Origin of the sequence: Leifsonia williamsii (assembly GCF_030433685.1) — a bacterium.
GTDB lineage: Bacteria > Actinomycetota > Actinomycetes > Actinomycetales > Microbacteriaceae > Leifsonia > Leifsonia williamsii.
The window spans coordinates 3123313-3137152 of the sequence record NZ_JAROCF010000001.1 but is presented as its reverse complement, the minus strand read 5'-3'; the positions used below and the strand labels follow the sequence as shown (position 1 = coordinate 3137152).

The 13840-nt window shown below is 71.7% G+C and carries 14 protein-coding genes; 11 read left to right on the top strand and 3 right to left on the bottom strand.

Going from position 1 to position 13840, the window contains the following annotated elements:
- Positions 1-2: 2 nt before the first annotated feature.
- Complete coding sequence (locus P5G50_RS14815) at positions 3-497, bottom strand: GNAT family N-acetyltransferase (protein WP_301212494.1); 495 nt, start codon at positions 495-497, stop codon at positions 3-5.
- A 52-nt stretch (positions 498-549) separates the two neighbouring features.
- Between P5G50_RS14815 and dapB the strand changes: the two genes are divergently transcribed.
- Positions 550-1329: a 4-hydroxy-tetrahydrodipicolinate reductase gene (dapB, locus tag P5G50_RS14810; RefSeq protein ID WP_301212495.1), complete on the top strand. Its 780-nt coding sequence runs from the start codon at positions 550-552 to the stop codon at positions 1327-1329.
- 10 nt (positions 1330-1339) lie between these two features.
- Positions 1340-1786 carry a tetratricopeptide repeat protein gene (locus tag P5G50_RS14805; protein WP_435870901.1) on the top strand — a complete coding sequence of 149 codons (447 nt, stop codon included), beginning with the start codon at positions 1340-1342 and terminating at the stop codon, positions 1784-1786.
- Here P5G50_RS14805 and P5G50_RS14800 read toward each other — a convergent pair.
- Together P5G50_RS14800 and P5G50_RS14795 are read right to left on the bottom strand one after the other, a co-directional pair.
- A complete protein-coding gene (locus P5G50_RS14800; RefSeq protein ID WP_301212496.1) occupies positions 1783-2685 on the bottom strand; it encodes a TIGR01777 family oxidoreductase in 903 nt (300 codons plus the stop codon). The genes P5G50_RS14805 and P5G50_RS14800 overlap by 4 nt on opposite strands.
- Positions 2686-2688: 3 nt before the next feature.
- On the bottom strand, positions 2689-3114 hold the full coding sequence (locus tag P5G50_RS14795; protein ID WP_301212497.1) for an OsmC family peroxiredoxin: 426 nt from the start codon (positions 3112-3114) through the stop codon (positions 2689-2691).
- A gap of 210 nt (positions 3115-3324) precedes the next feature.
- Between P5G50_RS14795 and dapA the strand changes: the two genes are divergently transcribed.
- From dapA to P5G50_RS14750, 9 genes are all read left to right on the top strand, one after another.
- A complete protein-coding gene (gene dapA / locus P5G50_RS14790) occupies positions 3325-4302 on the top strand; it encodes a 4-hydroxy-tetrahydrodipicolinate synthase (RefSeq protein ID WP_301212498.1) in 978 nt (325 codons plus the stop codon).
- Between the two features lie 68 nt (positions 4303-4370).
- Positions 4371-6047, top strand: a complete 1677-nt coding sequence (locus P5G50_RS14785) for a ribonuclease J (protein WP_301212499.1) — start codon at positions 4371-4373, stop codon at positions 6045-6047.
- 69 nt (positions 6048-6116) lie between these two features.
- Positions 6117-7190 (top strand): efflux RND transporter periplasmic adaptor subunit, encoded by a 1074-nt coding sequence (locus tag P5G50_RS14780; protein WP_301212500.1) that lies wholly within the window; start codon positions 6117-6119, stop codon positions 7188-7190.
- Positions 7187-7903, top strand: coding sequence for an ABC transporter ATP-binding protein (locus P5G50_RS14775; protein WP_301212501.1), 717 nt, complete (start codon positions 7187-7189; stop codon positions 7901-7903). Before P5G50_RS14780 ends, P5G50_RS14775 begins: the two co-directional genes overlap by 4 nt.
- On the top strand, positions 7900-9117 hold the full coding sequence (locus P5G50_RS14770; protein ID WP_301212503.1) for an ABC transporter permease: 1218 nt from the start codon (positions 7900-7902) through the stop codon (positions 9115-9117). The genes P5G50_RS14775 and P5G50_RS14770 overlap by 4 nt, the downstream gene beginning before the upstream one ends.
- A gap of 49 nt (positions 9118-9166) precedes the next feature.
- Positions 9167-9658 (top strand): GNAT family N-acetyltransferase, encoded by a 492-nt coding sequence (locus P5G50_RS14765; protein WP_301212504.1) that lies wholly within the window; start codon positions 9167-9169, stop codon positions 9656-9658.
- A 118-nt stretch (positions 9659-9776) separates the two neighbouring features.
- Entirely contained in the window at positions 9777-12668 is a 2892-nt protein-coding gene (locus P5G50_RS14760; RefSeq protein WP_301212505.1) for an FtsK/SpoIIIE family DNA translocase, read from the top strand.
- Positions 12669-12676: 8 nt separating this feature from the next.
- Complete coding sequence (pgsA, locus tag P5G50_RS14755; protein WP_301212506.1) at positions 12677-13297, top strand: CDP-diacylglycerol--glycerol-3-phosphate 3-phosphatidyltransferase; 621 nt, start codon at positions 12677-12679, stop codon at positions 13295-13297.
- A complete protein-coding gene (locus P5G50_RS14750; protein WP_301212507.1) occupies positions 13284-13790 on the top strand; it encodes a CinA family protein in 507 nt (168 codons plus the stop codon). The genes pgsA and P5G50_RS14750 overlap by 14 nt, the downstream gene beginning before the upstream one ends.
- Positions 13791-13840: the final 50 nt, after the last annotated feature.

The window sequence follows — 13840 nt, the reverse complement described above, 5'->3', positions numbered from 1 at the left end:
GCTCAGGCCAGCGGCTTGCGGAACCAGTCGGTCGCGTTCGGGTTGTCGTTGTAGGGCTGGATGCTCTCGTAGCCGTGGGTGCGGTAGAGCGCTCCCGCCGCCTCCAGGCTGCTGTTCGTGTCGAGCACGACCTCGGTCGCGCCGAAGCCGCGGGCGCGGTGCTCCAGCTCGGCGAGGATCGCCCGGCCGAGGCCGCGGCGGCGGTGGCCGGGCGCCACCCACAGGTGCTTGATCTCGTAGCGCACCACGGCCTGACCCTCCTCGGCGTCGGCGATCGACACCGGCAGCTCGCGGATGCCGCCGCAGCCGGCCTCGCCGTCCTCGTCGTACGCGAGCAGGAAGACGCCCTTCGGCGGGACGAACTGCCCGGGGTCCGGGAACGTCGTGCGGTACGCGCCTTGCGAGGCGGGGAAGGTCGCCGCCCGCTCGGCGAAGTAGTCGGCGAGCATCCGATGGGCGGACGCGTCCGTGACGCTGACATCTGCGAAGGACACCATCGGCCCAGCGTAGCCCGCGGTGCCCGCCGCGGCCGGGGGTTAGGGTGGACGGGTGACGATACGCGTGGCCCTCGCCGGTGCGAGCGGAAGACTCGGCAGCGTCGCCGCCCGGCTGATCGAGCAGGCGGACGACCTGGAGCTGGTGGCCAGGCTCGGCTCCCGCTCCTCCCTCGACGAGATGCTCGGCGCCGACGTCCTCGTCGACATGACGCTGCCGCAGGTGAGCCCCGAGATCGTCGCCTACGCGATCGACAACGGCCTCAACGTGCTGGTCGGCACCTCCGGCTGGTCCGCCGACCGCATCCTCGACCTGGAGCGACGCGTCGCTCAGCACGAGGGCCGCGGCGCGGTCGTCATCCCCAACTTCTCGCTCGGCTCGGCGCTCGGTACCGCGTTCGCGACCGTGGCCGCGCGCTTCTTCGACTCCATCGAGATCGTGGAGGCGCACGGCGCCGGCAAGGTCGACTCGCCCTCCGGCACCGCCGTGCGCACGGCCGAGCTCATCGGCGCGGCGCGCGCCGCGATCGGACCGGTGGAGGCGCCGCACACCGACCAGCGGGCTCGCGGCCAGCAGGTCGCGAGCGTCCCCATCCACAGCCTCCGGATGCGCGGCGTCGTCGCCCAGCAGCAGGTGATCCTCGGCGGGGCGGGGGAGACGCTCACCATCACGCACGACACCGTGAGCCCGGAGGCGTACGAGGCGGGCATCCTGCTCGCACTCCGTGCGGCCGCCACGACGACCGGCGTGATCGTCGGCCTCGACAAGCTCGTCGACCTCGGCATCGCCGAGCCGAACGGCGAGCCGCCGCGTCGCACCGTCCGCGAGCAGTGACGAGCGCCCGGTGAGGAACCGCATCGCCGCCATCGTGATGGCGCTCATCCTGCTCGTCTACCTGGTGCTGGTGTTCCAGCGCGCCGTCATGCTCATGCAGACCGGCGAGGCCGTCGGTGTCGTCATGGGCGTGGCGCTGCTCGTGCTGCCGGTGATCGCGGCCTGGGCGATCGGGCGCGAGCTGCTGTTCGGCGCGCAGACCGAGAAGCTGGTCCGCATCCTCGACGCGGAGGGCAACCTCCCGGTGGAGGAGCTGCCCACCCGCACGAGCGGTCGGCCGCTGCGCGACGCCGCCGACGAGGAGTTCCCCCGCTACAAGGCCGAGGTGGAGGCGGAGCCCGAGAGCTGGCGCGCCTGGTTCCGGCTCGGCCTGGCCTACGACGCGTCCGGCGACCGGCGGCGCGCACGCGGTGCGCTGCGGCGGGCGATCCGGCTGTACCGGACCAGCGACCGCTAGGCCGCCTCCTCGTTCTGCTGCACCAGAGCCTGTATCGCCTCGCTCACGGTGCGGTCGCGGAACACGAAGCCGTCATCGAGCAGCCGTTGCGGCACGACCCGCTGGCTCGACAGCAGCATCTCGCGGCCGGCGTCGCGCAGGGCGAGCTCGATCGCGAACCGGGGGACCGGGACAGCGGAGGGCCGGTGCAGCGCGTGCGCGAGCGCGGCGACGACCTCGCCGGCCGTCGCCGGTTCGGGACCCGCCACGTTGACCGGCCCCGAGAGCGACGACGTCAACAGGTGGACGATCGCCGCGGCCTCGTCATGCAGGCTCACCCACGGCCAGTACTGCCTGCCTCCGCCGATGGGCCCCGCGAGCCCGAGCTTCGCGATCGGGAGGAGCGGCTTCATCGCACCGCCGGGGCCGACGACCACGCCCGTGCGGAGCGTCACGACGCGCGTGGTCTCCGGCGCCAGGTGCGCCGCCGCCTCCCACGCTTCGACCACGTCGGAGAGGAAGCCGCTGCCCTTCGGCGACTGCTCGGTCAGCGTCTGCCCGGGCCGGTCGCCGTAGAAGCCGACCGCCGAGCCGTTGATCAGCACGGCGGGAGGCTGCTCGCGGCGGCGCAGCGCGTCGGCCAGCGTGCCCGTCGTGTCGATGCGCGACGACAGGATGCGCCGCCGGTGTGAGCGCGTCCAGGGCAGCCGGGCGAGGGAGGCGCCGGAGAGGTTCACGACCGCGTCGACGCCGTCGAGCGCGCGGTCGTCGATCGTGCGCGTCGCGGGTGCCCAGGCGAATTCGTCGGCGCCGTGCGGCTCGCCGCGGACCAGCCGGCGCACCTCGTGGCCGCCGCTCGTGAGCTGACGGACCAGCTCGGTGCCGATCATGCCCGAGGCCCCGGAGACGAGCACGCGCATGGCTCAGGCCAGGGTCGCTTCGAGGGTGATCGGGATGCCGACCAGCGCCCTCGACACCGGGCAGGTGCGCTTCGCCTCGTCGGCCAGCCGCTCGAAGTCGTCCTCCGCGAGGCCGGGGACGCGCGCGTTCACGAGCAGGTGGCTGCCGGTGATGCCCTGCGCCGGGTCGAAGGTGACGGCCGCGGTGGTCTGGATGCTCTCGGGCGGCGTTCCGAAGCCGGCGAGGACGTTCGAGAACGCCATCGAGAAGCAGGCGGCGTGCGCGGCGCCGAGCAGCTCCTCCGGCGTGGTGACCTCGGCGCCGCCCTGCGAGCGCGCCTTCCAGTTGACGTCGAGCTCCGCCGCGTGCGACGAGTCGAGGGTGACCCGGCCCGAGCCGGACGTGAGGTCGCCGTTCCAGACGGTGGTGGATTCGCTGGTGACTGCCATGGGGCCTCCTTCGTCGGTCCGCCGCTGGCCGGGCCGGTCGCCGGCCGGGCGGATCGCACCAGACTACTGTCGGGCTCCGACACGCTCGGCGGGCGCTCGGCTGATTCCCGGTTTCGCCGCGTGCGCCTCCACAGGGAGCGGCTCGCGGCGGGTTCTCCACATTCTGCGGCCGGGAGGCGACGGCGGGGCGCGACCCGATAGCCTGGTGCCATGTCGTCCCACGAGAATCCGTTCGGCCAGGTGCTCGTCGCCCTGGTCACGCCCTTCACCGCCGATGGCGAGGTCGACTGGGCCGGCGTGGAGAAGCACATCGACGACGTCATCAACGCCGGGGCCGACGGCATCGTCGTCACCGGCACGACCGGCGAGACCTCCACCCTCACCGACCCCGAGAAGCTCCGGCTGGTCGAGGTCGGCAAGTCGGTCGCCGGCGGCCGCGCCAAGATCATCACCGGCGGCGGTTCCAACGAGACCGCGCACGCCATCCAGCTCTACCAGCAGAGCGAGAAGGCCGGCGCCGACGGCGTGATGGTCGTCACGCCGTACTACAACAAGCCGACCCAGGCCGGCATCCTCACGCACTTCCGCATGATCGCGGACGCGACCGACCTCCCGGTCATCCTGTACGACATCCCGGGCCGCACCGGCGTCCCGATCAAGTACGAGACCATCCTGCGCATCGCCAAGCACCCGAACGTCCTCGCGATCAAGGATGCCAAGGGCGACTTCAGCGAGGTGAGCCGGGTGCTCAACCAGACCGACCTGATGTACTTCTCCGGCGACGACGCGAACGTGCTCCCGCACCTCGCGATCGGCGCCACCGGCCTCATCGGCGTGACGGCCAACGTCGCGGCGACGCCGTACCGCCAGATCGTCGACGCGGTCAACGCGGGCGACCTCGCGACCGCGACAGCGGCGCACCAGAAGCTCGAACCGCTCGTGCGCGCCGTCATGACGCACGTGCCGGGTACGGTCGCCGCCAAGTACATCCTTCATGGCCTCGGTCGCATCTCCAGCCCGCGCGTGCGCCTGCCGCTCGTCGGGCCGGAGGAGTGGGAGGCCGCCCAGATCGAGGACGAGCTCGACCTCGTCAAAGACATCCCCGGCGTGGACTTCTCCAACTTCCGGCCCGACCGCAACGCGGCCGCCGGTGGAGCACTGCCCAGAATCGCCGGGACCACGCGGTAGGGGCCGCCGCACCACCGGCCCCGGGCGCTCGCGCGCCCTCATTGCAGCGAATCCGACAAGGAGGGCAGATGCCCAACCAGGTCTCCGAGCCCCCGGCGCTTCAGCCGGGGACGCTCCGGATCATCCCCACCGGCGGTCTCGGCGAGATCGGCCGCAACATGACCGTCTTCGAGTACGAGGGCAAGCTCCTCATCGTCGACTGCGGCGTGCTGTTCCCCGAGCAAGACCAGCCCGGCGTCGACCTCATCCTCCCCGACTTCGGACCGGTCCGCGACCGGCTCGACGACGTCCTGGGCGTCGTGCTGACGCACGGCCACGAGGACCACATCGGCGCGGTGCCCTACCTGCTCAAGCTCCGCAAGGACATCCCGCTGATCGGCTCCGGCCTGACCCTGGCGCTGGTGGAGGCGAAGCTCAAGGAGCACCGCATCCAGCCGTACACGCTCACGGTCAAGGAGGGGCAGACCGAGCAGCTCGGCCCGTTCGACCTCGAGTTCGTCGCGGTCAACCACTCCATCCCCGACGCGCTCGCGGTAGCGATCACGACGCCGGCCGGCGTCGTCCTGCACACGGGCGACTTCAAGATGGACCAGCTGCCGCTGGACGACCGGCTCACCGACCTGCGGGCCTTCGCCCGCCTGGGGGAGAAGGGCGTCGACCTGTTCCTGGCCGACTCCACCAACGCCGACGTCCCCGGCTTCACGCCCCTGGAGCGCTCGATCGGCCCGGTGCTCGACACCGTCATCGCGCGGGCCCCGCGCCGCGTGATCGTCGCCTCGTTCTCCAGCCACGTGCACCGCGTGCAGCAGGTGCTCGACGCCGCCGCCGCCAACGGCCGTCGCGTCGCGCTGCTGGGCCGCTCCATGGTCCGCAACATGACGATCGCCGCCGAGCTCGGGTACCTCAAGGTGCCGGAGGGCGTGCTGATCGACTACAAGAAGGCCAACGACCTCCCCGACGACGAGATCGTCTACATGTCCACGGGCTCCCAGGGCGAGCCGATGGCCGTCCTCGCGCGCATGGCGAACCTCGACCACCAGATCGAGGTCGGCCACGGCGACACCGTGATCCTGGCCTCCAGCCTCATCCCGGGCAACGAGAACGCCGTGTACCGCGTGATCGACGGCCTGACCAAGCTCGGCGCCAACGTGGTCCACAAGGGCAACGCGAAGGTCCACGTCTCGGGCCACGCGGCCGCGGGCGAGCTGCTCTACTGCTACAACATCCTGAAGCCCCGCAACGTCATGCCGGTCCACGGCGAGTACCGCCACCTCGTCGCGAACGCGAAGCTCGCGATGGACACCGGCGTGCCGGAGCGCAACACGATCCTCGCGGAGGACGGCACGGTCGTCGACCTGCGCGACGGTGTCGCACGCGTGGTCGGCCAGCTCGATCTCGGCTTCGTCTACGTCGACGGGTCGAGCGTCGGAGAGATCACCGACGCCGACCTCAAGGACCGCCGCATCCTCGGCGAGGAGGGCTTCATCTCGATCATCGTCGTGGTGGAGGCCGCCACCGGCCGCATCGTCACCGGGCCGGAGATCCACGCCCGCGGCTTCGCGGAGGACGACGCCGTGTTCGACGACGTCAAGCCGAAGATCGCGGCCGCTCTCGCCGACGCGGCGCAGAACGGCGTCCGCGACTCGCACGCGATGTCCCAGGTCGTCCGTCGCACGGTGGGCCGCTGGGTGAACACGAGCTACCGTCGCCGGCCCATGATCGTGCCGCTGGTGATCGAGGCGTGACGCTTCCTTAATATCTGACATACTGGGGGAGTCGGCGCCGACGCGCGTCGAGTCAGGGGGACATTCGACATGGGGGTCATGCGTCGCTGGGTGCTGCCCGCGCTCAGGATCGTGCTCATCGCCGTCATCGCGGCCGCGCTCGTCAAGCTCGCGTTCTTCCCTTCCGGGGAGGCCGCGGCGAGTGATCCGGCCGTGCCGACCGGTGAGCTGAGCGATCCGGTCACGACCGTGCAGACGGGCACCATCCTCAACGACGTCCGGGTGACCGGGTCGATCGTCGCGGACGATGCCACGCCCGCCCGTGCGACCACGGCCGGCACCGTTGACGAGGTGCAGGTGGCGGTGGGCCAGCACGTCGACGCCGGGACGGTGCTCTTCGACGTGAAGACCGAGACGCCCCGCGACCCCGTGGTGTCCACCGCCCCGGACGGCTCCCAGACGGTGCAGCAGCGCGAGCCGCTCGTCCAGTACTCGGAGGTGACCGCGCCCATCGCGGGCATCGTCTCGGAACTCCCCGTTCTGAGTGGTCAGACCGTCGCGATCGGCGACGTGGTCGGCGCGGTGGCGCCGTCCACCTTCTCCGCCACGGCGACCCTGTCGCCAGAGCTGCAGTACCGCCTGGTCGCCCGCCCCGAGTCGGCGACGGTGACGGTGAAGGGAGGGCCAGCGCCATTCACGTGCACGGGCCTCACCATCACGACCCCGCCCGCGACCGCCGCAGCAGCGCCGCCCTCGGGCGGGGCGCCAGACGCCGCGACGGGCGGGGGAGGCGGCGGGTCGACTCCGACGACGACCGTGCGCTGTGCCGTGCCTGCGGACACGACGGTCTTCGCGGGTCTCAGCGCCGACATCACCATCGCCGCGGGCAAGGCCGAAGGAGTGCTGACGGTCCCGACGACGGCGGTGAAGGGCTCGGCGGGGACCGGCGTCGTCTACCTCCCGGACGAGAAGGGCGCCGCGCCGAAGGAGCATCCGGTGGTGCTCGGTCTCACGGACGGCACCTCGGTCGAGATCAAGGACGGGCTCGCAGAAGGCGACGCCATCCTCCAGTTCGTCCCGGGCGCCGACGCGACGGAGACCGGCGGCCCCTGCACGGAGGCGGGCACCGGCGTGACCCTGTGCGGCCAGGCGGGGGCGCCGTGAGCCTCCTGCGCCTCGACGGCGTCGAGAAGACGGTCCGCATCCCCGATGCCGAGCCGCTGACGATCCTGCGCGGGATCGAACTCGACGTCGCGGCGGGGGAGCGGGTCTCGGTGGTCGGTCGCTCCGGTTCCGGCAAGTCCACGCTGCTCAACATCCTCGGGCTGCTCGACGCGCCGACGGGCGGGAGCTTCGCGTTCGACGGCGTGCCCGTCGAGCGGCTCCGCGGCCGCGCCCGCGATCGCACGCGGGGGGCTTCCGTCGGGTTCGTGTTCCAGCAGTTCAACCTCCTCTCCGGCCGCACCGCGCTGGAGAACGTCATGACGCCGCTGCTCTACGCATCCGGCCGCGCATTCTGGCGCCGCCGCGCGCTCGCCGCCGAGATGCTCGACCGGGTCGGTCTCGGGCACCGGCTCGACTCCCGTCCCGAGGTGCTGTCGGGCGGCGAGCAGCAGCGCGTGGCCATCGCCCGGGCGCTCGTCCGCGGCCCCCGGCTGATCCTGGCCGACGAGCCGACCGGCGCCCTCGACGTCGACACCGGCGCGACCGTCATCGATCTGCTCGAGGAGGTCGCCGCCGAGAACGGCGCCGCGCTCGTCGTCATCACGCACGACCCTGCGGTGGCCGCGCGCTCGGCGAGCCGGTACAGGCTCGACGCCGGGCGGCTGCGACCGGACGAGCCGGGCGTCGCCGAATCCGATGAGGTCGCCGCGTGAACGTCGTCGCGGCCGTGTGGGGAGCGGTCGTCGAAGCGTGGCAGGAGCTGCGCATCCACCGCACCCGCGTCCTCCTCTCGCTCCTCGGCGTCGGCGTCGCGGTGTGCGCGCTGAGCTCCGTCGTCGGCCTCGCCGGAATCGCCGAGCAGGGCATCCGCGAGAACAACGAGCGGTACGGGGGCCGTCCTGCCCTCATCGCGGTCTACCCGTCGGGCGACCCGGCGACGGCGAGCCAGGAGCGCCTCGACGGCGCGTGGGCGACGATCCTCGCGCGCCACGACATCCGCTACAGCTCGCAGAACGCCCCTGGCGCCATGCGTGTGCAGTTCCGCACCGGAGTGGTCCAGGTCTCCACCCAGACGGTCGATCAGCCGTACGCGGTGATGCACCGCACGGTGATGCGTGAGGGCCGCTGGTTCGTGCCCGCCGACCGCGAGCTGCTGGCGCCCTCCATCGTCGTCAACGCCGCCTTCTGGGCGCAGCTCGGCAACCCGCCGCTCGACAGCCACCCGACGGCGACGGTCCTGCGCGGTGAGCAGAGCGTCATTGCCGTCATCAGAGGCGTCGTGGCGTCACCGGGCTACGACGACCAGCCGGCCGCCTTCCTCCTCGGAGCGACGGCCGGCGCGCTCTCGTCGGCCGATCCGCAGCAGTACGGATCGCCGACGCTCGAGGCCTGGGTCCCGCCCGAGCTCGGCGACGACCTGACAGCGGCCATCACGCGGGAGTTCGAGCAGGCGCTGGGGCCGGGGGCGGTGAGCGTCAACCGGCAGGACTACCTCGCCTCGCAGGGTGACGACCCGCTGCTGGTCCTCAAGCTCCTCGTCACCGGCATCGCCGTGCTGATCCTGCTGCTCGGCGCGCTCGGGCTGGTCAACATCGCGCTGGTGACAGTGCGTCACCGTATCCGAGAGATCGGCGTGCGTCGCAGCTTCGGGGCGACGGCTCCCCGCGTGTTCTTCGCGGTGATGATGGAGAGCGTGGTCGCCACGGTCGTCGCGGGTGCGGCGGGGGTCGGCGCGTCCATCCTGATCGTGAAGAGCCCCTGGGTGGAGGAGCTGCTCGGGCAGGGCATGATCGCGGACCCGCCGCCGTTCCCCGTCGAGGCGGCGGTGGTCGGACTCGTCGCCGCCACCGCGGTCGGGGCGCTGGCCGGACTGCTGCCGGCGCTCGTGGCGGTGCGGGTGAAGGTGATCGACGCGATCCGCTTCTAGCGGCAGCGCCGTTACCCGCGCGAAACACGAGGCCGAGTAGGTTTCCGCCATGAGCGGGTTCCGGATCCGCCCGGCGACCGGCGCGGACGCCCGGGTGCTCACCGACATGCTGGTGGAGGCGGCGAACTGGGATGCTGCGCGGTCCCGTGCGCGCCTCACCGTCCTGGAGGACCCCGCCGTGCTCCGCTACATCGCCGGCTGGCGGCGTCCCGGCGACCTGGGCTGCGTGGCGGAGGACGCGAACGGCGTCGCCGTCGGCGCGTGCTGGGCCCGTCTCTTCCCGGCCAACGCGCCCGGCGCCGGATTCGTCGCCGTCGGGGTCCCCGAGCTCACCCTCGGCGTGTACCCGGTGTGGCGCGCCCGCGGGGCCGGCCGGGCGCTGCTGCAGGAGCTGCTCGGGATGGCCGCCGAGGCAGGCGCGACGCGCGTCAGCCTCAGCGTCGAACGCGGGAACTTCGCCCACCGGCTGTATGTGAGCGAGGGCTTCACGACGGCGCGGCAGCGCGAGACGGCGGACACGATGGTGCGGACGCTGCGCTGAGCGATCCCGTCGACAGCACGGAGTCCGCTGTCGTCCCCACCCGTACGCGGGCCACGGATTTTCCACATTTCAGCGCGGGAACCGGCCGGTGTCGTCGCTGCGAAGTACCGTGATGCCTATGGCTACGAGCACCAAGTCGACATCGCGCGCCCGGAACTCCGGTCGCGGCGGCTCGACCGCGCGCAAGCCGGCAGGCACGGCCGCACAGAAGACGGTCGCCTACCCGGCCGCCGACGCGGGGCCGAGTCCGCTCGTTCGCGCCTGGATGGGGCTGGCGCACCTCACGGGCGCCGCGTTCCGCGCGCTCGGGCCCGAGCAGCTCAGCAAAGAGGAGCGGCGCGACGGCTTCCCGTTCTTCCTCGTCCTGCTCGCGGTCGCGGGCGCGGTCGTCGAGTGGTTCCTGATCAACGACAAGGTCGCGCGCATGCTCGATGCGTGGACGTTCGGCATGCTGTTCGGGCGGGTCGCCTTCGCGCTGCCGGTCATCATGGTGCTCATGGCCGCCTGGCTGTTCCGCCACCCCAGCTCGGTGCACGACAACACCCGCATCGGCATCGGCGTCGGGCTGCTGCTGCTCATGATCTCCTCGCTCTGCCACCTCTTCAGCCACCACCCGTCCCCGACCGACGGCATGGCCGCGCTGGCCCAGGCGGGCGGCGTGCTCGGCTGGCTGATCGCGGCGCCGCTGTCGCTCGTGATCACGCCGTGGGGCGCGGGAGCGGTGATCATCCTGCTGCTGCTGCTCAGTCTCTTCATCATCACCAAGACGCCGCCGAACAAGCTGCCCTCCCGCATCCGCGAGCTCTACTCCTATCTCTTCGGCGCGCAGCTGCGCACGGAGGAGGAGCGGCAGGAGGCGAAGGAGGCCCGCGAAGCCGCCAAGGAGGCCAAGACCCGCCAGGTTGAGCTCGACGGCATCGACGACGACGCCGAGGAGGACGCCGCGGCGCTGCCCTGGTGGCGTCGCAACAAGTCCCAGCGCGAGGAGGACCCGGACTACGGCGACGCCCCGCAGGACGGCCTCACCGAGGTCTTCGGAAAGCCCGAGCGAGGCAAGGGCGAGTTCGCCACGGCTCTGGAGCCCGATCCCGAGAGCGATCACTACAACACCGAGGTCCTGAGCGAGCTCGCCCAGGCCGAGAACGCCCTCCAGCGCTTCACCGGAGAGATCCCGGAGACGGCGAAGGCGGGCGCGCCTCTGGGCGGCGTGCCGGGTGCAGCCGGCGTCCCTGGCGCCTCAGCGGTGCTGCCGGGGTTCCAGGCGGGGTCGGCCGACGACTTCGACGAGACGTCGTCCGTCCCGTCCGACGAGGGGCCCGCTGCTCCGTACGACCTCCCCGCCGCCTCCATGCTGTCGGAGGGCACGCCCGCCAAGACCCGGTCGAGCGCCAACGAGGAGATCGTCGCCGCGATCACAGAGGTGCTCACCCAGTTCGGCGTGGACGCCAAGGTGACCGGGTACTCCCGCGGCCCGACGGTGACGCAGTACGAGATCGAGCTCGGCCCCGGCGTCAAGGTCGAGCGGGTCACCGCCCTCAGCAAGAACCTGTCGTACGCGGTCGCGAGCAACGAGGTCCGCATCCTCTCGCCCATCCCGGGCAAGAGCGCGATCGGTGTCGAGATCCCGAACAGCGACCGCGAGATCGTGTCGCTCGGCGATGTGCTCCGCTCGCCGGCTGCGACCAAGAGCGTGCACCCGATGACGATCGGCGTCGGCAAGGATGTGGGCGGCGGCTTCGTCGTGGCGAACCTCGCGAAGATGCCGCACCTCCTGGTGGCCGGCTCCACCGGCTCCGGAAAGTCGAGCTTCGTCAATTCGATGATCACCAGCCTGCTGATGCGCGCGAAGCCGTCCGAGGTGCGCATGGTGCTGATTGACCCGAAGCGCGTCGAGCTCACCATCTACGGCGGCGTCCCGCACCTGATCACGCCCATCATCACGAACCCCAAGAAGGCCGCCGAGGCGCTGCAGTGGGTCGTCAAAGAGATGGACATGCGCTACGACGACCTGGCGAGCTTCGGCTTCCGGCACATCGACGACTTCAACAAGGCGGTCGTCAACAACGAGATCGTGCTGCCGGAGGGGAGCGAGCGCAAGCTCAAGCCCTACCCCTACCTGCTCGTCGTGGTCGACGAGCTCGCCGACCTGATGATGGTCGCCCCGCGCGACGTCGAGGATTCGATCGTGCGCATCACGCAGCTGGCGCGCGCCTCCGGCATCCACCTCGTGCTGGCGACGCAGCGCCCGTCGGTCGATGTCGTCACCGGTCTGATCAAGGCCAACGTGCCGTCGCGGCTCGCGTTCGCCGTGACCAGCGTCACCGACTCCCGCGTCATCCTCGACCAGCCGGGCGCCGACAAGCTGATCGGCCAGGGCGACGGGCTGTTCCTGCCGATGGGTGCCTCCAAGGCCATCCGCGTGCAGGGCGCCTGGGTCAACGAGAACGAGATCCAGAAGGTCGTCGACCACGTCACGCGGCAGGCGCGTCCCGAGTACCGGCAGGACGTCACGGCCGGCGCCGAGAAGAAGCAGATCGACTCCGACATCGGAGACGACCTCGAGCTGCTGCTCGCCGCCGCCGAGCTGGTCGTGTCGTCGCAGTTCGGCTCCACCTCCATGCTGCAGCGCAAGCTGCGCGTCGGCTTCGCCAAGGCGGGGCGTCTCATGGACCTGCTCGAGTCGCGCGAGATCGTCGGCCCGTCCGAGGGGTCGAAGGCGCGCGACGTGCTCGTCACCGTGGAGCAGCTGCCGGGCGTCCTGGCGCGGCTGCGCGGCGAGGAGCCCCCGGGCGGAGGGAGCGGCGGAGGCTCTGCCTCCCCGAGCGGTCCGGCGCCCTCGGGCATGCCACCGGGAGCATCGGCTCCCGCCGCAGCCCCGGCCGCCCCCGCGGGCGTCGACGATGACGGCGACCGTTACGGCGCCGACCCCGTCGCGGAGATGACCGCGGGCTATCCTGAGGTCGAGGGCGATTCCGACGAGGACGCCTGGCAGCTGACCGGCAGGGAGTAGTGACCGCGATGTCGTCCGAGACCCCTCCACCGGCCGCGGCGGAGGGCCGCCAGGGGCGCGCCAGCAACTGGAACGTCCCGAACGTGATCACGGTCGTCCGCATCCTGCTGGCTCCGCTGTTCGTCTGGATGCTGCTGGCCGACGCCGGTCACGACGGCGGCCTGCGCTGGGCGGCGGCCGTGCTGTTCGTGCTCGCGATCGCGACCGACGGGGTCGACGGCGCGATCGCCCGGCGCAACAACCTCGTCACCGACCTCGGCAAGCTGCTCGACCCGATCGCCGACAAGGTGCTCACCGGCGGAGCGCTCATCGCGCTGTCCATCCTCGGCGAGCTGCCGTGGTGGATCACCGTCGTGATCCTCGTCCGCGAGGTCGGCATCACGCTGTACCGGTTCGTGGTCATCCGGCAGGGCGTCATCGCCGCCTCCCGCGGCGGCAAGCTCAAGACCATCGCGCAGTCGGTCGCCATCTCGTTCGCGCTGTTCCCGCTCTGGACGATCGTCGGCGACTGGATCTTCTGGCTCAACGGCATCCTGATGACGATCGCGGTCATCCTCACCGTGGTCACCGGCTTCGACTACCTCTGGCAGGCCTACAAGGGCCGCCGCGCGCGCCGTGCCCTCGGATGACGCGACCGCGGAGCTGATCCGGCTCCTCCGCGACCGGCAGCTCACCATCGCGGCGGCGGAGTCGCTGACCGGCGGGGAGCTGACGGCCGAGCTCACGCGGGTGCCGGGCGCCTCCGCGGTCGTGCTCGGCGGCGTCGTCGTCTACGCGACGGCCCTCAAGCACACCCTGGTCGGTGTCGACGCCGACCTGCTCGACGCCGAAGGCCCGGTGCACCCGGAGGTCGCCCGCCAACTCGCCGACGGTGTCCGGCAGCGGCTCGCCGTGGACGGCCGGCCGGCCGACATCGGTCTCGCGACGACCGGGGTGGCCGGCCCGGACCCGCAGGGCGGGCGTCCGGTCGGGACGGTGTTCGTGGGCATCTCGACCCCCGCCGGCACACGCGTCGTCGAACTCGCCCTGCAGGGTGACAGGGCCACCATCCGGAGGCTCGTCGTCGACCGCGCGATCGCCGAGACGCTCGCCGATCCGGCCCTCGACATCCCCGCGGAATAGCGTGCGTTTCGGTCACGTTACAACCGGTGCGTTCACAAGAAAACCCCAGT